The 21983-nt window shown below is 62.7% G+C and carries 23 protein-coding genes; 8 read left to right on the top strand and 15 right to left on the bottom strand.

Features of this window, described 5'->3' with window-relative positions; genetic code table 11:
* Positions 1–430: 430 nt before the first annotated feature.
* The gene (locus AC07O2_RS17015; RefSeq protein WP_495076931.1) at positions 431–1369 is read left to right on the top strand and encodes a hypothetical protein; all 939 of its coding nucleotides are present in this window, start codon (positions 431–433) and stop codon (positions 1367–1369) included.
* Between the two features lie 154 nt (positions 1370–1523).
* Positions 1524–2147, top strand: a complete 624-nt coding sequence (locus AC07O2_RS17020; RefSeq protein ID WP_495076932.1) for an SLATT domain-containing protein — start codon at positions 1524–1526, stop codon at positions 2145–2147.
* Between the two features lie 279 nt (positions 2148–2426).
* Here AC07O2_RS17020 and AC07O2_RS17025 read toward each other — a convergent pair whose 3' ends face one another.
* The 5 genes from AC07O2_RS17025 to AC07O2_RS17045 all read right to left on the bottom strand — a co-directional run bounded on the left by AC07O2_RS17025 (position 2427) and on the right by AC07O2_RS17045 (position 5570).
* A complete protein-coding gene (locus tag AC07O2_RS17025) occupies positions 2427–2804 on the bottom strand; it encodes a hypothetical protein (RefSeq protein WP_495076933.1) in 378 nt (125 codons plus the stop codon).
* A gap of 129 nt (positions 2805–2933) precedes the next feature.
* A complete protein-coding gene (locus AC07O2_RS17030) occupies positions 2934–3329 on the bottom strand; it encodes a DUF6869 domain-containing protein (RefSeq protein WP_495076934.1) in 396 nt (131 codons plus the stop codon).
* Positions 3330–3645: 316 nt separating this feature from the next.
* Positions 3646–4155: a GNAT family N-acetyltransferase gene (locus AC07O2_RS17035; protein ID WP_495076935.1), complete on the bottom strand. Its 510-nt coding sequence runs from the start codon at positions 4153–4155 to the stop codon at positions 3646–3648.
* A 52-nt stretch (positions 4156–4207) separates the two neighbouring features.
* On the bottom strand, positions 4208–5131 hold the full coding sequence (locus tag AC07O2_RS17040) for an alpha/beta hydrolase family protein (protein WP_495076936.1): 924 nt from the start codon (positions 5129–5131) through the stop codon (positions 4208–4210).
* Positions 5124–5570, bottom strand: a complete 447-nt coding sequence (locus AC07O2_RS17045) for a MarR family winged helix-turn-helix transcriptional regulator (protein ID WP_495076937.1) — start codon at positions 5568–5570, stop codon at positions 5124–5126. Before AC07O2_RS17045 ends, AC07O2_RS17040 begins: the two co-directional genes overlap by 8 nt.
* A 278-nt stretch (positions 5571–5848) precedes the next feature.
* Here AC07O2_RS17045 and AC07O2_RS17050 point away from each other — a divergent pair, with 278 nt between their 5' ends.
* Positions 5849–7045, top strand: a complete 1197-nt coding sequence (locus AC07O2_RS17050; RefSeq protein ID WP_495076938.1) for a methyltransferase — start codon at positions 5849–5851, stop codon at positions 7043–7045.
* Between the two features lie 3 nt (positions 7046–7048).
* On the opposite strand, the gene AC07O2_RS17055 is transcribed toward AC07O2_RS17050, so the two are convergent.
* Genes AC07O2_RS17055 through AC07O2_RS17075 form a run of 5 tightly spaced genes read right to left on the bottom strand, consistent with a single transcriptional unit; the run spans position 7049 to position 11126 of the window.
* Positions 7049–7801 carry a dienelactone hydrolase family protein gene (locus tag AC07O2_RS17055; protein ID WP_495076939.1) on the bottom strand — a complete coding sequence of 251 codons (753 nt, stop codon included), beginning with the start codon at positions 7799–7801 and terminating at the stop codon, positions 7049–7051.
* Between the two features lie 10 nt (positions 7802–7811).
* Positions 7812–9128 carry a voltage-gated chloride channel family protein gene (locus AC07O2_RS17060; RefSeq protein ID WP_495076940.1) on the bottom strand — a complete coding sequence of 439 codons (1317 nt, stop codon included), beginning with the start codon at positions 9126–9128 and terminating at the stop codon, positions 7812–7814.
* A gap of 8 nt (positions 9129–9136) precedes the next feature.
* Positions 9137–9844 carry an SPOR domain-containing protein gene (locus AC07O2_RS17065; protein WP_495076941.1) on the bottom strand — a complete coding sequence of 236 codons (708 nt, stop codon included), beginning with the start codon at positions 9842–9844 and terminating at the stop codon, positions 9137–9139.
* Between the two features lie 2 nt (positions 9845–9846).
* Positions 9847–10623: a biotin--[acetyl-CoA-carboxylase] ligase gene (locus AC07O2_RS17070; RefSeq protein WP_495076942.1), complete on the bottom strand. Its 777-nt coding sequence runs from the start codon at positions 10621–10623 to the stop codon at positions 9847–9849.
* The gene (locus AC07O2_RS17075; protein WP_495076943.1) at positions 10623–11126 is read right to left on the bottom strand and encodes an SET domain-containing protein; all 504 of its coding nucleotides are present in this window, start codon (positions 11124–11126) and stop codon (positions 10623–10625) included. The genes AC07O2_RS17070 and AC07O2_RS17075 overlap by 1 nt, the downstream gene beginning before the upstream one ends.
* 146 nt (positions 11127–11272) lie before the next feature.
* Between AC07O2_RS17075 and AC07O2_RS17080 the strand changes: the two genes are divergently transcribed.
* On the top strand, positions 11273–14215 hold the full coding sequence (locus tag AC07O2_RS17080) for a DNA topoisomerase III (RefSeq protein WP_495076944.1): 2943 nt from the start codon (positions 11273–11275) through the stop codon (positions 14213–14215).
* Positions 14216–14310: 95 nt separating this feature from the next.
* On the opposite strand, the gene AC07O2_RS17085 is transcribed toward AC07O2_RS17080, so the two are convergent.
* Complete coding sequence (locus AC07O2_RS17085; RefSeq protein ID WP_495076945.1) at positions 14311–15207, bottom strand: amidohydrolase family protein; 897 nt, start codon at positions 15205–15207, stop codon at positions 14311–14313.
* Positions 15204–16445: an MFS transporter gene (locus AC07O2_RS17090; RefSeq protein ID WP_495076946.1), complete on the bottom strand. Its 1242-nt coding sequence runs from the start codon at positions 16443–16445 to the stop codon at positions 15204–15206. Before AC07O2_RS17090 ends, AC07O2_RS17085 begins: the two co-directional genes overlap by 4 nt.
* Before the next feature lie 158 nt (positions 16446–16603).
* Between AC07O2_RS17090 and AC07O2_RS17095 the strand changes: the two genes are divergently transcribed.
* A complete protein-coding gene (locus tag AC07O2_RS17095) occupies positions 16604–17344 on the top strand; it encodes a GntR family transcriptional regulator (protein ID WP_495076947.1) in 741 nt (246 codons plus the stop codon).
* Positions 17345–17465: 121 nt separating this feature from the next.
* The gene (locus AC07O2_RS17100; RefSeq protein ID WP_495076948.1) at positions 17466–18020 is read left to right on the top strand and encodes a hypothetical protein; all 555 of its coding nucleotides are present in this window, start codon (positions 17466–17468) and stop codon (positions 18018–18020) included.
* A 90-nt stretch (positions 18021–18110) separates the two neighbouring features.
* Here AC07O2_RS17100 and AC07O2_RS17105 read toward each other — a convergent pair whose 3' ends face one another.
* Positions 18111–19379 (bottom strand): MFS transporter, encoded by a 1269-nt coding sequence (locus AC07O2_RS17105; protein WP_495076949.1) that lies wholly within the window; start codon positions 19377–19379, stop codon positions 18111–18113.
* Between the two features lie 160 nt (positions 19380–19539).
* Here AC07O2_RS17105 and AC07O2_RS17110 point away from each other — a divergent pair, with 160 nt between their 5' ends.
* Positions 19540–19995: a MarR family winged helix-turn-helix transcriptional regulator gene (locus tag AC07O2_RS17110; RefSeq protein ID WP_495076950.1), complete on the top strand. Its 456-nt coding sequence runs from the start codon at positions 19540–19542 to the stop codon at positions 19993–19995.
* Here AC07O2_RS17110 and AC07O2_RS17115 read toward each other — a convergent pair.
* Both AC07O2_RS17115 and AC07O2_RS17120 read right to left on the bottom strand, forming a co-directional pair.
* Entirely contained in the window at positions 19992–20633 is a 642-nt protein-coding gene (locus AC07O2_RS17115) for an HD domain-containing protein (RefSeq protein ID WP_495076951.1), read from the bottom strand. The genes AC07O2_RS17110 and AC07O2_RS17115 overlap by 4 nt on opposite strands.
* A gap of 77 nt (positions 20634–20710) precedes the next feature.
* A complete protein-coding gene (locus AC07O2_RS17120; protein WP_495076952.1) occupies positions 20711–21064 on the bottom strand; it encodes a RidA family protein in 354 nt (117 codons plus the stop codon).
* Between the two features lie 155 nt (positions 21065–21219).
* Here AC07O2_RS17120 and AC07O2_RS17125 point away from each other — a divergent pair, with 155 nt between their 5' ends.
* A complete protein-coding gene (locus AC07O2_RS17125; RefSeq protein ID WP_495076953.1) occupies positions 21220–21912 on the top strand; it encodes an acid phosphatase in 693 nt (230 codons plus the stop codon).
* The last annotated feature ends 71 nt before the right edge of the window (positions 21913–21983 follow it).

Consider the following 21983-nt stretch of genomic DNA (forward strand, 5'->3'; position numbering starts at 1 on the left):
CCACACTTCCATCTTCAATGTCTGCTTTGGAGAGGCGTGAACGTCGCATTCGGGCCCCAAGCCGACGGTGGGCATCGCTCTCCAAAGGGGTCTGCGATGCGCCACCCAGCGTTTCCACAGTCATAATTTTGCCCTGTGAGCGCCCCCATTTCACCTCGTTGCAAGCTATAGTTTCCCAAGAGCAAGCCTGTCGGGTTTCACGGAATTTTTATTCTTGTATGTTTGTACAGTAGTACCGTTAAAAACGTAAGCTGCAAGCCACTCTCAGGAGGAAGGCGTGTCCAGAATATCCCGCATCTCCCCGCTTATCCCGCAGGTTCTGCGGTCGACATTCGTAGGCCTAAACACCGCAGTCCTCATTAGTCTTGCCGATGACGATTAGCCAACCGATCACAGCAAGCAGTGTCGCCATCAACAAACGAGCCCACAAATGAAAAAGATACTCCCCGTTGCAGCACTTGCGCTTCTCACTTCCGGTTGTGGAACCCTCTTTGACGGAGGCGCCTTCAGGCAGAGGGACGGCCAAGTCGCTGCATCAATCGGAGAGGTTGAGTCAGGCTATACCTACATCCCGGTAGACCCATTCCCTGTTGACATGGTTCTGACCGGTGCATGCAAAGAACTCAAGGCGGACTCAAGCGTCGCACTCCTGGAGTCCCTCCCAGACAATGCCGTTCGAATGCTCGTAGAGCAATTTGACAAGTCGGGGGCAGTAACCTATGGGGCTTCAAAGGCTGCAGTGAAGGATGGTTCGTATCGCGTAACTGTTGATTACATCAATGCCGACACAATTAATGTTCCAGTGGCAATCACAAAGCTGATGCGAAAGTCCACTGAAAACGTTTATCAAGAAGTTAGCCTTTTCACGGCTGAGTTTGCAGGATTGGTTCCTGGAAGTGAAAGATATGAGGTGAAGCGCCTTACTTCTACGAAGGGTGTTGACGGCTTTGTCTTCAACATTCCCGTGTACGTTGGGGTTGGACTCCGCGTATCCTCGTCCGTAGTCGCAGTCGAAGGCAATGTCAACATTTCCGGAATAGGTGTCATTGGAGCTGAGGCAGAAGCAAATCGTCTCCGCGGTTCCCTCATCGTCCAGACCCTTGGCGTGAACGGCAAATCGGTAGCCGCGGCTCTACCAATACAAAGCGAACTGAATCGAACTACTGCGCAGAATGCGATAGTGGCGGTGGGATCAATAAAAGCTCTGCTGTATTCATCGGAGACAATCACTTCCCCCCGAGTGGTCGGACTGTACCTTCCATTTCCTGGTGGCAAAGCGCTGGTCAATGCGCTAATTTCTGAACTGTCTAAAGAGCGCGTCGAATGGAAACGTAGTTGCCCATCAAAGCAGTTGGTCGGTGCCAGTTGAGGCCGAACCCCTCGCTCAAGCTGAGCACCAACGGCGTATCACGCTAGTCGTCCGGGGCAGGGCCTGCGGCCCATTTTGCGCAACCCGCCCATCGCGCCACACCGTTGGCGCCAGCTTAGTTCGAACGTTAGGCCGCAGAATTAAGGAGTTCATCATGCATGCACAACAACTCATCGACGGTTGGCGATTCCGCGCGCATCGAATGCAGCTTGCTCACTATGAGTGCTCTAGGCGCGGCAGCTTTATGCATCTAGCGCTTGGGGTGCCAGCAATCGCACTAAGTACGATAGTCGGCACGAGTGTATTTGCATCTCTAACCAAAGCGCCCAGCGTCACAATTCAAATTTTTGTAGGATTGCTTAGTGTCGTGTCAGCGGTGCTCGTAAGCCTGCAAACGTTTTTAAAGCATTCGGAATTGTCCGATAAGCATCGTATTGCAGGAGGACGATACGCCAATATAAAACATCAATTAGAGATATTGTCCAGTATGCCTCAGCCCACCGACGAAAAACTACGAGAGGCGCTGGGCAAAATTGAGGCGCAATGGGCACGGCTTCGCGAAGATAGCCCGACTCTGCCTACCAGGATCTGGAAGCACATAGAAAAAACCGTCGGAGCGGCTCCAACAGAAAACAATGTATTGCCGCTCTCAGCTAATGCAGGGCCGCCAATCCCTGTAGTCGCGCCCGGTGCAAACCCTGGAGGTTGGTTTAGCCAACCTGGGGTCGGCGGGTCTGACGGCGTCGACTACGGTACTCGAGGCGGGTACAACGGCTAGGCGCTGCGGATGCGGCCTAACTCAAACGTTGAGGTTGTAAAAAAACCTATCCAAATAGATGCCCTATGAATTGCGCTAAAAGTCGATGCATCAGAACGGCGTATATGCCACGATCACCGGTACGGGAGGGGTTCGAGTACCCCCGGAATTGCTCTGCCGCTGTGCATGAGATAGTTTTTTTACAGCCTCGTTGAGCGTCCGCTTTCTCAAGCAGTCACTGACTGGTATTGGCCGGATTCTGCCTGAAGCCCTGCCGACTAAGTCGGGCTCAAGCGGAACTTAAGGCTTCCCAAAAGCCGACACTCGCCCCAAGCGCCGAATTGCCCAAAACACAAGCGCTTCACTCGCACCAATACCTGCGCCAAATACAGCGGCTTCAGCCGTCGCTTGCATCACCGTCATCGCGGCTGCGCCTATGACCGTCCCACCAATCAGCACAGACCGCCACGTCACGCCCCCCCAACGTTTGAGGCACAGATAAAGCGGAACAGCCAAAACGCCCGTAAAGAGCAGCGCGAAGACATAGAAGATGGGGACCAAACCGATGGCCGTCGCCCCACTGCTACCTGTTAATCCGGGACTCGTCGCCGAAAACACACCAGCAGGTACCAGTGGCGCAAGCGCAAAGCCAAGCAATGTTGCGTAGGTCTGTTTCATCGAGATGAGGATATTGAAATTAGCAACTCGCGTTGTCCACGAAAGGCTGCTTGTGGCCGCATTCTGCCGGATTTGGGTCCGCTCCAGCGGAGCATTTTTCCGACCTTGTGCCCACCCGAAATAAGACCCTCAAGAAGCATTTTCGGAGGTCGCTGCAGCTTGCACCCGCACCCAAATCTCGTCACTTATGTTGTATTGCCAGACACCTGACAGCAATGCAGAAAAAGGTGGGTCATCCTTTGCCCGAACTTCCACGCGGTCAATAAATGCGGGGCCGTATATCGAAAGAAGTTCTTCAAGTGGCCCAGCGGCGAGGACTCCGGTGTGTGAAGCACCTCTTGGGTCATGCAACGCAGTCAATATTGCTTCCCATGCCATCTCAGGACTATCTTCAACCGCCCAAAGAAACTCCTGATGCCCATTAGGGCTCTCGGCTTCGTCATGGGCCTGACCGACCGTCGCTATCCAGTTAGCCCATGCGAACCAATCATCGAGCAACTTAGGAAGGGGAAGGACGTTAAACACGGTGACACTTTAAATGACGGGTTATGGCCGAACTACGTCTTTAACGCGTGCCGTCATTTTTCTTCTTTCCTGTAATTGCCGAGCCGACTATTTCGACTACGACCGACAGGCAAAAAACAAGGCCGGCGAATTTGGAAGCCCCGGAAAAAATAGTCCAATCGCGACAAGGAGACAAGCAATCGATAAAAGATAAATAGCTTTCAAGTTTTCCCCCAAGCTATTTAGAAAAACGCTGCCCCGCATATTAGGTTTGTTAGTGTCAATGGCTGCTTCTGGCGACGATAAAAGCCACACAAAAACCAGCCCCGCTAAAAGCCTACCGCACCACAGGCGGCGCCGGATGCAGCCGCGCCATGGCATGCGCATCAACGTACTGGCCATGGCGCAAGGCATAGGCGCGGTGCGTGCCTTCCAGCACAAAGCCGTGGCGTTGGTACAGGCGCTGGGCGGCGGTGTTGTCGGCGTACACCGTCAGCTCCAGGCGCAGCAGATTCAGCCAGTTGTCGGCCAGGTCGATGGCGGCTTGCAGCAGGGCTGTGCCTATGCCTTGGCCCTGCAGCTCGTCGCGCACCGCCATGCCGATGCCGGCCACGTGGGCGCGGCGCGGTTGGGGCACGGGGAGGATGCCCAGGCTGCCCACCACCTCGCCATTGACCACCGCCACCAGCACGCGGTCCAACGGGCCCATGCCGGCCAAGCGTTTCTTCCACACCTCGCGCGACTGCAGCGGGATCTGCATGGTGCCGGCGGCCGCCAGGGGCTGGGCATAGATCAGGGCAATGGCGTCGTAGTCGTCTGGCTCGGCGTGGCGGATGGTGGGCTGCATGGGCAGGATTCCTGGAACGGGGAAACCCATGTTAACGGTGTGTATGGCCTGCTTAGGTGGATGTTGCGGTGCAGGGTTCATCGCCACGTACAGCTCCCAGCAGCAAGACCCAGAGAGCCTGATGCGATTGGCGGAACCAGTCGAGGTGGCCAATGTGCCGCAGCCCGTGGTCCTGAGGCCGCAACTGGACGGCACGGCCGGGCGCTGCGGGCAATGTCTGCAACAGGTCCTGCACGGTGAAGTGCGTGGCGATGTCATCATCCTCGGCGTAAAACAGGGTGATGGGCGTGCGTACCTGCGCGTGGAAGTCCTGCGCCGAGCCCCGCCGCACGGCATTGGTGGCGTAGCCCCCGGCAGCGCACCACTGGCCCCATTGCCGGGCCACACCGGCAGGCAGGTTTTCACCCAGCCCCAGCCAGGCAGTCGGTGCATAGCCCTTGAGTAGGGTGCCCAGCGGCACCAGCAGGCGCAGCCCCAGGCGGGCCTTGAGCGCGAACGCGGGCCGCATGCCGCGGAACCAGCCGGTGGATGCAGCCACGCCCACCAGCCGGGCCACACGGCCATGGTTGGGCAATAAACCCAGCATCTGCCCACCCGCACTATGGCCTACCAGCACGGCCTGCGCAGCGCCGCAGCGGTCCAACAGCCATTGCAAGGCCGCCACCTGGTCAAGCTGACCCCAATCGACCAGCTGGGCCGTGCTGGCCGACAACTCTCCGTCCAGCGACAGGCCGACGCCCCGGTAGTCAAACACCAGCACCGCATGGCCCTGCCCGGCCAGCCAATCGGCGAAGCGCCAATAAAACTGCTGGCGCACGCCAGTAGCAGAGCAGACCAACACCGGCTGCAGCTGGTGGAGGCCCCGGGCTGCAAAAAAGTGGGCTTGGAGCCGCTGGCCGTCGGCACAGTCCAGCATGACCGGCTCGGGCGCCAGCACAGGGGTGAGGGATCGGGTGGCAGTAGGCCGGTCAGACATCTTGGACTCCCAGGGTTTGCACATGCTCCAGCCAACGTGCCACGGTTTGCAGCTCGACGTCGGTGAAAGAGTCGGTCAGGCGGTCGTTCACGCGGCCCAGCGCCTTGCGCAGTACGGGCATTTGTGCGCTGCCCTCGGGGCGCAGCCACACGCGCTGCGTGCGCGCATCGCGCTCGCAGGGCCGACGCACCAGCCAGTCCAGCTGCTCCATGCGTTGCACCAGGCCAGACACCGCCGAGGGCGCCAGGTCCAGCCCCTGCGCCAGCTGGCCCATGGTGGCACCATCGCTGCGCGCCAGGAGGAACAGCACGCCACCTTGGGCGGGCGAGGGCACGCGCTCGCCCGCCTGGGCAGTACGCTCCTGTTCGGCGGCCATCCACTGTTGCAGGCGGCGCTGCGCGCTGTTCAGCAGAAAAATAAGACGCGGTTTAGACGCCATAAAGATTCCAATTACTTCGCATGCGAAATAATTACATGGTACTGCAAACCTTTGTGATGCAGCTACCTCCACACTGCCGGACCGTGGCCACCTTGCCTGCAAACAGCAAGAAATGAGGCCATCGGCAACAAGGCAACCCATATGAAAAATTGGCCTGTAGCGTAGGTAAATACTGCGCAAGCAGCTACTGAAACCATAGCAAACTAAATTCTGCCTGCAACGTGCAGGGGGCCTGCCGTCTGGTAAAAGACTCGGTCCCCCACAGCGTGAAAGCAAGCATGCCCACCCCCACACCCGCCACGCTGTCTTCCAGCCCCACCCTGCACTGGACCGAGAACGACCAGCCGCAGTCTGCCCATTGGCACTCCGAACGCGGCGCGCCACCGCCCAAAAAGGTGGTGCTGGCCGACGACACGATGAACGCCGACACCGCCTACCACCTGGCCTGTGAAGGCACGGCCCTGCTGTGGCGTGGCGACTTCCATAACGCACGCCAGCTGCTGCAGGCGCTGACGCGGCGCATCGACAAAACCCCGGCCCGCAAGCAGCGCAAAGCCCCCAAGGATGCGGGTACGCTGGCCGATGCCTTCCACCTGCACCGCCAGGCCCAGGCGCAGCGCGCGCGGGTGCTGAACATGCTGCTGGTACCCATGGCTGCGGACTACAGCGTGCCGCTGCGCCGCGCCCCCAAAGTGCACGCCGCCTGCCTGGCCGCCTGGGGCCCGGCGGACGCTGCAGCGGGCCCATCGGTCATCACGCTGCGCGAGCTGCAAGGCCTGACCAGCGCGCACGAATGGCGCCGCGTGGGCATCGAAATACCGGCGCTGGGCGCGGCGCCGCTGAACCGCATCCACCCACACTACGGCGTGTTTTCTCCGGTGCGGGGCGAATACATCGACCTGGTGGCCAAGGCGCCGCTGCCTGCCGATACGGCGGTGGCGTTCGACATCGGTACCGGCTCGGGCGTACTGGCGGCCGTACTGGCACGGCGCGGCGTGGCCCAGGTGGTGGCGACCGACCAGGACCCACGCGCCCTGGCCTGCGCGCGCGCCAACCTGCTACAGCTGGGCGTGGCGCCCACGGTGCAGGTGCTGCAAACCGATATGTTCCCGGAGGGCCAGGCCCAGCTGATCGTCTGCAACCCGCCCTGGCTGCCGGCCCGGCCCGGCTCGCCCATAGAACACGCGGTGTACGACGAAGGCAGCCGCATGCTGCTGGCGTTTCTGGCCGGCTTGAAGAAGCACCTGGCGCCAGGCGGCGAGGGCTGGCTGATCATTTCCGACCTGGCCGAACACCTGGGCCTGCGCACACCCACCGAGCTGCAAGACGCATTTACCCAACACGGCCTGCAGGTGCTGGGCCGGCTGGACGCCAAGCCGCAGCACCCCAAGGCTACCGACGCCAATGCGCCCCTGCATGCTGCGCGTGCAGCCGAGCTGACGACGCTGTGGCGGCTGGCGGTATTGCCGCTCTAGGGTTTAGTACAGCACGCGGCGGAACAGGCTCAGTGCCAGCTGGTAGCCCAGCAGCTGCAGTTCCGCATCAAAACGCTCGCCTTCATCGCGCATGAAGGCGTGTACGCCGTTGAACTCGTGCCAGGTGAAGTTGACACCGCTGTCGCTGAGCTTCTGGTAGACCAGGGCGCGGCCTGCGGCGGGGATGTGCGGGTCTTGCTTGCCCCAGACCATTTGCAGCTCGCCCTTGATTTCGCCAGTGCAGCCCAGGCTGTCGTTACCCGGCTGGGACGGCACCATGCCCGAATGGATGTCGGTGGCATAGAAGCACGATGTGGCGGCAATCGCCGGGTTCAGCGCCGCGCGGTAGGCCAGGCCGCCGCCCAGGCAGAAGCCCATGGCGCCGATGCTGCCCGCGTAATAGGGCAGGCTGGCGGCGTAGTCGATGATGGACTGGGTGTCGCCGTCATGCGCCTCCAGGGTCTTGGCCACCTTGTCGGCATTGCCCTTGTCGCGGCCTGCGTCGTCGTAGCCCAGCACGGTGCCGATGGGGTTCAGCTCATGGAACACCTCGGGCACGATGACGATGTAGCCGTGGCCGGCCATGGTCTGCGCGCTGCGGCGTATCGGACCGGTCTGCTGAAAAATCTCGGAATACAGGATGATGGCCGGGTACTGCCGGGGCTTGGCAGCGCCGCCGTCCTTGGGCCGGTACACATAGCAGCGCATGGGGCCGGTGGGGGTGCTCAGATCGACTTCGTGGGCTTGGATTTGCACGGCGGGTTTCCTAGGGTTGGGGGTCGTTGGCAGCAGCCTTGCGCGCCAGGTCTTGCTGGTGGGCCGCCAGGTCGCCCAGGCGTATGTTTTCAGGTGCGGCACGTAGCTTGGCATGGCCCACGCGCTGCGCTTTGTAAATACCGCTATGCCCTGAAAAAAGATAGCTGGCTACGCAGGCCAGTGCTGCGTAAACGCCGATTTCGGCACCAAACAATTCCATGGCCATCAGGGTGGAAGCCAGCGGTGTATTCGCCGCACCGGCAAACACCGCCACAAAGCCCACGCCGGCCAGCAGAGGGAAGGGCAGCTGCAGCAGCGGCGCCAGCGCGTTGCCCAGGGTGGCGCCCAGGTAGAACAGCGGGGTCACCTCGCCGCCCTTGAAGCCCGTGCCCAGCGAGGCCACAGTGAAGGCGAACTTGCCCAAGTAGTCCGTAATGGCCAGCGGGTGCTGGAAGGCCTCCACGATGGTGGGGATGCCCAGGCCGATGTAGCGGTCTGCGCCCAGCCAGAACCAGGCCGCCGTGGCCACCACCACGCCGCCCAGGAAGGGGCGCAAGGGGCTGTAGGCGATGTGCTTTTTCATGAAAGCACCCAGGGCATGGGTGGCATCGGCAAACAGCTTGCCGGTCAGGCCGAACAGGCAGCCCGCCAGCACCATAGCCAGCAGCGGCCAGGCGGCCACGGGCGGCACCAGTGGCACGACGTAATGGGTATGGTGCACACCCCACAACAGGCCCACCTGGTCGGCCACGATGGCGGCCACCAGACAGGGCAGTAGGGCGTTGAAACGCATGCGGCCCAGGGCCAGCACCTCCAGCCCGAAAATCGCGCCGGCCAGCGGCGTGCCGAACACCGAGGCAAAGCCAGCACTGATGCCGGCCATCAGCACCATGCGGCGGTCTTCGGCGTGTAGACGGAACAGACGGGTGAGCTGGTCGGCCAGGGCGCCACCCATTTGCACCGCCGTGCCCTCGCGCCCTACGGAGGCGCCGAACAGGTGCGACACCACGGTGCCGAACAGCACCAGCGGCGCCATGCGCAACGGGATAGTGGCCTTCGGGTCGTGGATCTCGTCAATCAGCAGGTTGTTACCCGCCTCCACACGCTGGCCAAAGCGCAGGTACAGCCAGCCGACGCCAAAGCCGGCGAACGGCAGCAGCAGCAACAGCCAGCGGTGGGCGATGCGGGTTTGCGTGGCCCATTCCAGAGCAAACAGAAAGAAGGCAGACGCACTGCCCGCCAGCACCGCCACCAGCGTGGCCAGGCCGATCCACTTAGCCAGGTAGATCAGCACGTCCACGGCCTCGGGGCGTTGTAGCGAGGGCATCGATAGACCTAGTTGGCCGGGCAGGCCCGCAGCGGCTTGCCCGCCAACGCGGTCTTCAGGCCGTCCAGCTGGGTCTTCAGCGCCGCGTCCACCGCCGGCAGGCGCAGCTGCAGGCCGTGCTGCTCGGGCCGCTCGACCACCACCTTGGCGGTGCGCACGCCACGCTGGGCCAGGTCGCCCAGGGATTTATTGGCCGCCGCCTCGCTGTCGAAACGGCCCAACAGAATGCCGGGTTCCAGTGATGCGGGTGCGGCCTCGTATTTGACGTGCAGGCCGCGCAGCTCGGCCTTTTTGCGGTCGGTGAACTCGGCCGTCTGGTAGCGGCCCATATAGACGATCCAGCGGCCTGGATCGGTGGCTTCATCCAGTGTCCAGGAACCCGCTGGCAGGGCTGCCAAGGCATCGCTCAACTGCTTGCCACGTGCTGCGTCAAACAGGCCGGCCACCAGGCATTCGGTGGGCTCGTTCGCCGCTATGGCCGGAGCCGAAGCCGGCGCGCTGGCAGCAGAGGCCGCAGCTGCGGCTGCCGCCACGGCCTCGGGCGTCAGCACCACCAGCATCTCGGGGTGGATCTGCTGCTGCAGGCGTTGCGGCTCGGACTGCTGCTCCGGCGCCAGGCCATAGGCGGCCAGCAAGCCATGCGACCAGGCAAAAAACAGGGCGTTGGCCAGCACCAGGGACAGCAGCAACGCGCGCAGCATGGTCTTGCTTCCCATGGTCATGCTCCGGTCGATCCTGGTGTGGCCGGCGCAGCGGGGCGCACGCTGACCTCGGAACTGGTCACGGTCTGCATACCCGCAGGGGTTTGCAGCAGCAGGCCGCCCTGCGCATCTACACCGCGCGCCATGCCCACGGTGCCGTTGCTCAGGGTCACCGCGTTACCGCACAGCAGGTCACGCCGGGCAAAGCCGGGCAGGAAGGGCGCCAAACCGGCCAATTGAAAGGCCGCCAAGGCCTGCAGCAGCGGCGGCGCCACGCGCAGCAGGGCTGCCCCCGCATCCACGTCGGGCAGCAGCTCCTGCAGCCAGGCGGGCGGGGTGGACAAGCCCTCGGATGCACGCGGCGCGATATTGATGCCCACGCCCACCACCACCGAGCGCTGCTCACCTGCACCGGCGGTTTCGATCAGCACGCCAGCCAGCTTGCGCCCCTGCAACCAAAGGTCGTTGGGCCACTTGAGCTGGATGTCCGGGTGCAGACTCTCGGCCACGCTCACGCCCACGGCCAGCGACAGGCCAGCCCAATCCGCCGGCGCCAGAGGCAGGGAGACAGAGAAAGTCAGCGAATCGCCCACCTGGCTGTGCCAGTCACGGCCCAGGCGGCCCCGGCCGGCGGTTTGCTGCTCGGCCACCAGCAAGGTGGGCTCGCAGCGGCCAGCGCGCACGCGGCGCATCAGCTCGCTGTTGGTGGAGGCTATCTGCGGCAGCACCTCGACCGTGAAGTCCGGCCACTGCGGCGACACCGCCTCCCAGATCGCCTCGGCGGGCCAGCGCATCACTTGTGCAGCCTGCTCAGGCGGCGTTTAGGCGCCAGCAGCGTGCCGCGGCAGCTGGGGGCACCGCACCAGCAGGGGTATTCGGCCTTGAGCTTGGGGGTGTAGCGCTCTTCCAGCATCAGGCCGTAGTCGTAGTTCAGCTCTTCGCCAGCGGCGATGTCGCGCAGGGCGATGATGAAGATGCGGCCGTCCTGCTCGTCGGTTTCGCAGTTCGGCTCGCAGGCGTGGTTGATCCAGCGTGAGGAATTGCCGCCGTAGTTGGCGTCGATCACCCGGTCTGCGTCCACATGGAAGTAGAAGGTGTGGTTGGGCTGGCTGGGGTCGTGCGGGTGGCGGTCCTGGGCTTCCTGCCAGGTGATGATTTCGCCGACGTACTCGGCCACTACATCGCCGGCGGCGATGTCCTGCAGCGCAAAAACGCCCTTGCCATGCACGCCGGAACGGCGAACCTGGATGCGACGGCCTGGATTTCTAGCGGCTTTCGGTCGGGTTTTGGAAGTCACGGCAAAACTCTGTTAACTTAAATAAGGAGCCCATCCGCGAATTTGTGCGCGAAATGGGACAAAGCCGGATTGTAGAAGTGGCCCCACCCCGGTTGACGCCGCTCAGACAAAGTCCGCACAAATTCAAAAATTGGCAAAGTGAAGTTATGACAAAAACCCTGGTGATTGCCGAAAAACCCTCGGTGGCGCAAGACATCGTGCGTGCGCTCACACCGACCGCTGGCAAATTCGAGAAGTTCGACGAATATTTCGAGAGCGAAAAATACGTGGTGACCAGCGCGGTCGGCCACTTGGTGGAGATCCAGGCGCCGGAGGAATTCGACGTCAAGCGCGGCAAATGGAGCTTTGCGCATCTGCCGGTAATTCCACCGTATTTCGACTTAAAACCCGTCGATAAAACAAAAACTCGCCTCAACGCCGTGGTCAAGCAGGCCAAGCGCAAAGATGTGACCGACATCATCAACGCCTGTGACGCGGGCCGCGAGGGTGAGCTGATCTTCCGCCTGATCGAGCAGTACGCCGGCGGCAGCAAGCCCCTGGCCAAGCCGGTGCGTCGCCTCTGGCTGCAGTCCATGACGCCGCAGGCCATCCGCGACGGCTTTAGCGCGCTGCGCAGCGAAGCGCAGATGCAGGGCCTGGCCGATGCGGCACGTTCGCGCTCCGAGGCCGACTGGCTGGTGGGCATCAACGGCACCCGCGCCATGACAGCCTTCAACTCACGCGACGGCGGCTTCTTCCTGACCACGGTGGGCCGGGTGCAGACGCCCACGCTGTCGGTGGTGGTGGAACGCGAGGAAAAAATCCGCAAGTTCGTCAGCCGCGATTACTGGGAAATCCACGGCACTTTCGATGCCGAGGCCGGCAACTACCCCGGCAAATGGTTCAACCCCGACTGGAAAAAACCGCCCCCCGGCCCGGACGGCCAGCCCGACGCCGAGCAGCGCGCCGACCGCGTCTGGAACGCCGCCGAGGCGCAAGCCATTGCCAACGCCGCCCGTGGCAAGCCCGCCACGGTGACGGAAGAAAGCAAACCCACCACGCAGGCCAGTCCCGCGCTGTTCGACCTGACCTCGCTGCAGCGCGAGGCCAATAGCCGCTTCGGCTTCAGCGCCAAGACTACGCTGGCCCTGGCCCAAAGCCTGTACGAACGCCACAAGGCGCTAACCTACCCGCGTACCGATTCGCGCGCCCTGCCCGAAGACTACCTGCCCGTGGTCAAAGAAACCATGGGCATGCTGGCCAATAGCGGCATGAAGCACCTGGCGCCGTTTGCCAAACAGGCGGTAGACGGCAACTACGTGAAGCCCACCAAACGCGTGTTCGACAACAGCAAGGTCAGCGATCACTTTGCGATCATCCCCACGCTGCAAGCACCGAGCGGCCTGAGCGAGGCAGAACAGCGGCTGTACGACTTCGTGGTGCGCCGCTTTTTGTCGGTGTTCTTCCCCAGCGCCGAATACCAAGTCACCACCCGCGTCAGCACGGTGGCGACTGAGGGCAAGAAATACGCCTTCCGCAGCGACGGCAAGGTGCTGGTCAAGCCAGGCTGGCTGGCCATCTACGGCAAGGAAGCCGTCAGCGACGACGATGAAAAAGACGGCAAAAACCTGGTGCTGGTACAGCCGGGCGAAGTGGTGCAGACCGCCTCGGCCGACCCCAAGGCGCTGAAGACCCGGCCACCGGCCCGCTACTCCGAAGCCACGCTGCTCGGCGCCATGGAAGGCGCCGGCAAGACGATTGACGACGACGAACTGCGCGAAGCCATGCAGGAGAAGGGCCTGGGCACGCCAGCCACGCGCTCCAGCATCATCGAAGGCCTGATCGCCGAAAAGTACATGCTGCGCGAAGGCCGCGAGCTGATCCCCACGGCCAAGGCCTTCCAGCTGATGACGCTGTTGCGCGGCCTGGACGTGGAAGAGCTCTGCCACGCCGAGCTTACCGGCGAGTGGGAATACAAGCTGTCGCAAATGGAGCGGGGCCTGATCAGTCGCGCCACCTTCATGGCCGAGATCGCCGCCATGACCGAGCGCCTGGTGAAAAAGGCCAAGGAATACGACCGCGACACCATCCCCGGCGACTACGCCACCTTGTCCGCGCCCTGTCCGAACTGCGGCGGCGTGGTCAAGGAAAACTACCGCCGCTACACCTGTACCGGTGCAGATGGCCACGGCGAAGGTTGCGGTTTCTCGTTCGGCAAATCGCCCGCAGGCCGCACTTTCGAACCGGCCGAGGTCGAACAATTCATGCGCGACCGCCGCATTGGCCCGCTGGACGGCTTCCGTTCCAAAGCCGGCTGGCCGTTCACCGCCGAAATGCTCATCAAGTTTGATGAAGAAACCAAGAACTACAAATTGGAGTTCGACTTCGGCGACGACAAGGCCGGCGAGGAAACCGGTGAGCTGGTGGACTTCAGCGCCGCAGCCAACCTGGGCAACTGCCCCAAATGCGGCAGCCCGGTGCACGAGCACGGTGCCAACTATGTGTGCGAAAAGAGCGTGCCCACCCAGGCCCACCCCACGCCCAGCTGCGACTTCAAGAGCGGCAAGATCATCCTGCAGCAAACGGTGGAGCCCGAGCAGATGCACAAGCTGCTGACCACCGGCAAGACCGATCTGCTGGATAAGTTCGTCTCCATGCGCACGCGCCGCAACTTCAAGGCCTTCCTGGCCTGGGATGCGGAGGCCGGCAAGGTGAACTTCGAGTTCGCACCCAGCAAGTTCCCGCCTAGACCAGGTGCAGCTGGTGCAGCCGCCAAATCGGCTGCGGCGAAAAAAGCCGCGCCGGCCAAGAAGGCAGCGCCCGCTAAAAAGGCCGCAGCCAAGAAAACCGCAGCCGCCAAAACCCCGCGCAAGACCCCCACCACCGGCGGCCTGACGCCCAGCCCGGCACTGGCTGCGGTAGTGGGTAGCGAAGCCGCTTCGCGTCCGCAAATGGTCAAGAAGATGTGGGACTACATCAAGGCCAACAACCTGCAGGACGCGACCAACAAGCGTAACATCAATGCCGATGCGCTGCTGGAGCCGGTGTTCGGCAAGCCGCAGGTCAGCATGTTTGAGTTGACCGGGCTGATCGGCAAGCACCTGAGCTAGTTGGACACGGGCCAGCGCCCGTTTTCAATCCGCTATTGAATTAATAGCTGCTACCGCAGGTAATGCCTGCGCTAGCAGCTGTTTTTCTGTGTAAGTCAAAAACCGAACAGGGCGGCCGGCGTGGCGGCCAGCACCTGCTGCCGGTCCGCCGCCAGCGGCAGCCAGTGGTTCAGCGCTTCGCGCTCGGCGCTGTAGGTAGTTGTCGATTCGAACAGGGTATGCGGCCAGTCGCTGCCCCATAGCAGGCGGTCGAGCCCGAAGGCCGAGCGCAGCAAAGGCGTGGCACGCAAGGCCGTCGCCTCGCCGGCGCCCAGGCTGCCATTGCGGTAGGCGCCCGACAATTTCACCCACACCTGGCGGCTGCGCCCACGCTCCAGCAGGTACTGGAAGCCTGGATCGTCCACACCCAGCTTGGCGTCAGGCCGGCCGAAATGGTCCACGACCACCGGCACACCCGCATCCAGCAGCGGATCGACCACGCCCTGCAGCGCGCCCGCGCTTTGGTGCGCCTCCACCTGCCAGCCCAGCCGACGCACCTGGCTGAGCAGCCCGGCCCAGGGCGCGCCGCGCAGGTCAGGGTTGGGCAGACCCACCAGATTCAAGCGTATGCCGACGATACCGGCCTGGGCCAGGCGGTCCAGCTCGGCCGCGTCCACCGTGGGATCGACCACGGCAATGCCGCGCAAACGCTGTGGCTGCTGCCTCAGGCAGTCCACCAGATAGCGGTTGTCGGTGCCCAGAAAACTGGGCTGCACCAGCACGCCATGGCTCATGCCGTGGCTGTCCAGCTGCTGCAGATACGCACTCAGGGGCGCGTCATAGCCGCTGGGGGCCCGCCGCCTGTCCGGCATGGGCAAACCGCGGTGGAACACATGGGCGTGGCAGTCTATGGCTTGCACTGGGGAGTGGGACATAAGGTGGGAGCAGGCGGCCAGAGGTGTAACGGCCGTCAGACCCAACACCGTGGTGTTGAAGTCTCTACGCGAGTTCATGCAGCTTGCATTGTCAGCGCACGGCCGCGGGTTTCAGGCAGGCACAACACCGTCACCATGGCCAACCCGTAGGCAATGGCGGCGTCGATACCGATGGCTTCGCCCAGGGGCATGGACTGGCTCATATAGCCTACCAGGAAGGGGAAGATGGCGGACGCGATGCGGCCAAAGTTGTAGCAAAAGCCTACGCCTGCACCGCGCATGTCGGCTGGGTACAGCTCATTGAACAGCGAGCCCAGGCTGGCCGGGATGCCCGCCGCGAAAAAGCCCAACGGAAAACCCAGCACCAGCATGGCCGCGTCACTCAGAGGCAGGTACACATAGGCCAGCACCGTAACGATGCAGCAGGCGGCAAACAGTGCGACATTGCGGCGCCGGCCGATGCGGTCTATCAGCTGCGCGCTGGCCATGCAGCCGCACCAAAAGGCAATGATCACCACCGCCAGGTTGCCACCGGTGCTGAGCACAGACAGATGCCGCTCCTTGGACAGATAGGTGGGCAGCCAGGTCATGATGGCGTAGTAGCCACCGTGCGCGCCGGTGCCCAGAATGGCGCCCAGCAGCGTGGTCTTGAGCACGTCCGGCCGGAAGATCTTGGCCAGGTTGAACCAGATGCCACCTACCTCGGCACCGGCCGCTGCAGCGGCGCGCACCGGCTCCTTCAGGCTGCGGCGGATGTAGACCACCAGCAGGGCTGGCAACAGGCCCACGGCAAACATCACGCGCCAGGCCATGTCCGGTGGCAACCACGAGAAGGCAACGGTGAACAGCAGCACGGCCGCGCCCCAGCCCACGGCCCAGGCACTTTGCACGGCGCCCATGGCCTTGCCACGGTTTTCCGCACGGATGGTCTCGGCCATCAGCACCGCACCGGCCGCCCATTCGCCGCCAAAGCCAAAACCCTGGAACGCCTTGAGCACCAGCAGCTGCGGAAAGGTCTGGGCAAAGGCGCACAAAAAGGTGAAGCCCGCGAACCAGACGATGGTCCATTTCAACGTGCGGATACGGCCAAAGCGGTCCGACAGCGCACCGGCCACCCAGCCGCCCAGCGCCGAAGACACCAGTGTGACGCTGCTGATCAGCCCAGCCTGACCTTTGTCGATGCCAAAGGCCGCAATGATGGCCGGAATGGCCAGGGTGAACATCTGCACATCCAGTGCGTCCAGCCCCCAGCCGGCAAAGCAGGCCCAGAAGGTTTTACGCTCGGTGGGCGTTCCTTGTTTGTACCAAGTAAACATAAATCTCCTTCAGGCCTTGTTATATAAACATATAGATGACTGTATGAATTCTAGAAGCCAGGCCAGTATTCGAAAGCAGTAGAAACCCTAGGCAGCCCCGCATGCCGGTGCGCAGCCGCAGACTGGTACAGTCGAAATTCCTTTGAACATCTACATGAGTGCACGCCAGTTGCAAGCCCCCTATGGACGACCGCCTGCCCCGCTACCAGCAAATCCGTGACGACCTGGCGCGCCGCATTGCCGCGTCGGAATGGCTGCCGGAGCAGGCGATCCCGACCGAGGCCGAGCTGACCGACAGCTACGCGGTATCCACCGGCACGCTGCGCAAGGCCATCGACCTGCTGGTGGCCGAAGGCGCGCTGACGCGCAGCCAGGGCAAGGGCACCTTCATACGCCGGCCTCGCTTCGACTCCTCGCTGTTCCGCTTCTTCCGCTTCAAAAGCCGCAGCGGCGAAGCGGTAAAGCCCCGTGCCCGCGTGCTGAGCCGGGAACTGGCCCAGCCCGATACCGAGGTGCGCAGCGCCCTTCGCCTGGACCCGGCGCAGAGCGCCATCCATTTGTCGCGCCTACGCCTGATCGACAACGAACCTGTGCTGGCCGAAGACATCTGGCTGCCACGCGATGGCTTCCAGGCGATCGAGACCCTGCAGCTCGACGCGTTCGAAGACCTGCTGTATCCGCTGTATGAAAAAGAGTGCCGGCAGGTCGTGGCCTCGGCCACCGAAACGCTACGCGTGGAATCGGCCAGCGCGGCACTGGCGGCGCTGCTCAAGGTCGCGGTGGCCAGCCCGCTGATACGCGTGCACCGCGTGGCTTTCGACTTTGCCGGGCGGCCCATCGAGTGGCGCAGCACCTGGGGTGCGGCTGACGGTTTCGAGTACCAGATCGACATCCGCTGACAAGCGCGCGCCCCATCCTCCAGATGGCGGACAGCCCTGGTACAAAGCCGCTTCCGCCAGGCCGCTAGCAGGCGCATAGTGGCGGCGGTCGGCGCCCCGGGTGCCGCTACTCGGAGGTTCTATGCCCTGCATATTCCGCAGCCCTCGCCTGTGCGCTATTGCCGCACTTGTTCTGGTTCCTCTAGCCCAGGCCCAGACCGCACCTCCACCCTGGGTGCCGCCGGCCACCTGGCTGCTGTATTTCATACCGCTGCTGGCGCTGTTCGGCGCGGTGGTGGCGATCTGCGTGATACGCGCGGCCTTGAAGCAATCGGTCGGCTGGTCGCTGGCAGACGCCTTGTCTGAAGAGGTGGATTTGCCGGTCTATACCGAGGTGACGGATGCCGCTGGCAACACCACCCGCAGCCTGCAGTTAGGCCCGGACGGCAAGCCCCTGCTGGCGGCCCAGATGCGCGCCAGCAGCAGCCGCGTGATCGCACTGATGGGCATGGTGGCGATCCTGTTTCTGTTCATCGGCTTTGGCGCGCTGGCCCTGTTCTCGCTGGGCCGTACCGGCCAGGTGCCGGACAGCCTGGAGCGGGTGGTGAACTTTCTGGTCTCGGGCATGACGCTGTTCGCGCCCTACGTGGTCAACAAATTTGCTTCGCTGTTCCAAGGCCTGCCGCGGGGTAAATAAGCAGGTTCAGCCACACAGAAAGTCCACCAACACGCGCACCCGCATCTCCAGCGGCTGGCCGTCGCGCTGGAACAGCTATGAAAAAAGCCGCTAGCTGGCCTGGGCCAAGCTTGGGGCTGCCGTGCCGCGCAACTGCAGGCCCTGGTGCACCCGCCATGCCAGGAAAGCCGCCGTCAACGTGGAGCCGACCACCACATAACCGATCACGCCGTAGTTCTGCAGCTTGCCATCCGCGCCAAACGACACGATGTGCCCGGCCACCAGTGATGCCAGCCCGCCAGCCAGCTGCTGGATGGCGGCACTGATGGCGTTGTAGGCGCCACGCTGGGTCGCCTCCGGCACCATGCTGGACATGGCCTGGAACGGAATCAGGCGCGAGAAGATGCCGACAAACAGCACCACGTTGACCAGCACCAGCAGCCAGAAGGGCACAGCGGCCAGGTGGGTGTAGACCAGCACCATGGCAATGGTCAAAGCGCTGCCCACGAAAAACACCGGCAGCTTGCCCCAGGTATCCGCCGCCCGACCGACCAGCGGGCCAACAAAGATGGTGAACGCGCCGGTGATCAGGTAGATCGTAGGCAAACGCTCCATGGCGATACCCACGTTGTTCACGATAAACGCGCTGCTGAACGGCATCAGCATGTAGCCGCCGGTGGTCAGTAGCGCGGTGGTGGCAAAAGCCATCAGATAGCGCGGCTCGACCACGGTATGCCACAGGTGCATGAAGGCGCTTTTCTCCTGCGGGATGCGCAGGTGGTCGGCCACCGGCTTCATACCCAGGACGATGACCAGTCCGCCAATGCCCCCGATCACCACCATTGCCAAAAACGGGGCGTGCCAATTCCAGCGGTTAGCCAGGTACAGGCCCACGGGCAAGCCCAGCACCTGGCTGGCGGCAAAGGCCGTCTGGATCACGCCCATGACGCGGCCGCGCTGCTGCGGGGCAAACAGGTCGGCCGCGATGGCCATCACCACCGAGCCGATGACGCCGCCAAAGATGCCCGTCACCACACGCGCCAGCAGCAGCATTTCATAGTTCGGCGCCAGCCCGCACCACAGCGTGGCCAGCACAAAGCCGGTATAGAAAAACAGCAGCAGTTTCTTGCGGTCGAAGCGGTCCGCGAAGCCCGCCGTCAGCAGGCCCGACAGGCCGGCGCTGAAGGCGTAGGCCGACACGACCATGCCGAACTGGCGCGTGCTGATCTGCAGTGCGGGCATGATCAGCGCACCCAGTGGCGACATGATCATGAAGTCCAGAATCACGGCAAATTGCAGCGCTGCCAGCAGGCCCGCCACAAAGGTCTGGTAGCGGGTGAACTTGGCCGGCACGGCCTTGTGCGGGGTGGTGGATGTCATGCGATGGGCCACTCAAAGTACTGCGCAGTGTGCCGCGAAGGCAGGGCTGGCACAGATAATGGCAGGTAAAGATGCTGTTGCATAGGCGATGGTTGAATTTGAAATTTAATATAGGTGCCTATATATTAATATAGCCTCCTATGTATTGTCAATACGATATATGAGCGATGACCATTTACCTCCCAACCCGCTAAAGCTCATAGGCCGTGCGCACCGCAGCTTTGCCCGCATCGCCGATGTGGAGCTGCGCGACCTGGGTTTCGCCACGGGCCAAATGCCGGTGTTGATGGGGCTCAAGGGTGGCAAGGCGCTGTCGCAGGCCGAGCTGGCCCGCATTGCGCAGGTGGAGCAGCCCAGCATGGCCCAGCTGCTGAACCGCATGGAGCGCGACGGCCTGGTGGAGCGCGTCCCCGACCCCGCGGACAAACGCAGCCGGCTGATCTCGCTAAGCACCACGGCGGCCAAGCGCATGCCCAAGGTCAGGGCGGTGATGGAAGTGCTGAAGGCGCAAGCGCTGATCGGCTTCACGCCGGACGAGATCGCCCAGCTCGCCAGCTTTGTGGAGCGGATCAACACCAATATCGACCAGATGGCGATCGAAAGAAGCAGCGCCTAGGCTACCGCCGCCTCCAGATTAATCCGAGCAGCGGCTTCATGCAATGCGAAGAAATGGGGCGTGCTGTAAATATGCGGCCGGTCCAGAAAGGACTGCAGCACGGCCTGGCGCTTGCGCCGGAATATCCAGCCCGGCACGAAAGCGTATTCAGCACGAATCTGGCGCTCGTATTCTGCAAACCGGGTAGCGGGTGCGGCCAGAATACCAAGGTCTATATCCACCAGAAGTTGCTCGTCCGTAGCCTCGGGTGCAGCGCTATGCCGCGTCGCCATGACCAGGTCATGCACGCGCTGGCATAAAACCGGCGGCAGGGCTGCAGCCAGCAACGCATCGCGCGCCCAGTCTGCGCTTTTCTGCTCGTTGTCCGATCGCTGCAGCGCGTACACCGCATCATGGAACCACAGAGCCAACTCGACCTCGGCCGGCTGCTGTGCCAGATGCAGGCTGGTTTCCAGCGCCTCAAGGCACTCGCGCAGATGCTGCAGGCTGTGGTAGTGGCGCTGCGGTTCGGCATAGCAAGCCAACAAGCGAGCCTGCAGCCCAGCCGCCGGTACGGCTACGCCCAGACCCCGCCAGGCGCGTTGCCAGGAGCGGTCAAAAATATCTGCAGCGTTTGGCAATGGTGATGAATCGCTCACAGCTTTGCCCCTGGGTTTACTACAAATTTCATAGCTGCTAGCGCAGGTCTTATCTGCGCCAGCGGGCTATTTCATCGTTATTTGACGGCGGCAATCGCCATGATCTCGACCTTGATCTCCGGGCGGGCCAGACGGGCCTCGACCGTGGCGCGGGCGGGGCCGATGCCGGTGGTGCCAATCCAGGCGTCCCACACCGCGTTCATGGCGGCGAAGTCACCCATGCTGGACAGATAAATGGTGGCGCTGAGGATGTGCGCCTTGTCGCTGCCGGCCTGGGCCAGCACGGTGTCGATCTGGTCCAGCACGCTCTGGGTCTGGGCTGCTATGGGCAGGCTGGCGTCTTCTGGAATCTGACCGGCCAAGTAAGCCACGCCGTTGTGGATGGTGGCGTCGCAGAGTCGGTTGCCAGGGTTGATGCGTTGCAGAGGCATGGGAGTCTTTCTGAAGAGTAGGTGGACGAAAACGCTTGATCGTACTGTCTTGGCGCCACACGCTTTTGTCCTGCAAAGCTAAAAAACGGTCTCCAAATCGTCACGCATTTGAAATATTTCCTCTATCCAATGCGGGGTTTATTTGGGAACCACCTATGTTCATCCGCCGTGCCCTGCTGGGCTGTGCCATCGCTTTAAGCTTCAACGCATTTGCCGCGGAAAGCCCCTACCTTACCCATAAGCAGCTGGACATCATCCCGTTCATGCCCGCACCCGTAGCCAACGGTAGCGCCGAAGACCGCGCCCAACAGATGCTGGTGCTGGCGGCGCAAAAAGCCGCCACGCCCGAGCGCATTGCACTGGCCAACAGCGACGCCGAAGAAACGGTGTACGCCATGTTCTCCACGGTACTGGGAGCCAACTTCAAGCCGGCCAATCTGCCCCTGTTCACCGCCATGTTCGCGCGCATGGGCGACACCGAAGACGCCGTGGTGGACCCGGTCAAGGCCTTCTTTGGCCGCACACGTCCGTTCCTGAACAACCCGGACATCAAGCCCCTGGTGAAGCCGTCCAAAAGCGGGTCCTACCCGTCGGGCCACACCTCGCGCTCCACCATGATGGCCATCGTGTTGAGCAGCATGCTGCCGGAACAACGGGCGGCCATCTTTGCGCGCGCCAACGACTACGCCGAAAGCCGCGTCATCGGCGGCATGCACTATCCCAACGATCTGGATGCAGGCCGCCGTGCCGGCAGTGCCATGGCCGCAACCCTGCTGGCCAGCCCCACATTCAACACCGATTTCGAAGCCGCCAAGGCAGAGCTGCGCAAGGCGCTGGGCCTGCAGTAAACCCCGACTGGCGAATAGAGATCCCACCAGGCACTGGCCTTAGCCGCGCGAGCGGCAGACAATGGCCCTCC

The sequence above is a fragment of the Rhodoferax sp. GW821-FHT10B06 genome (assembly GCF_059415605.1).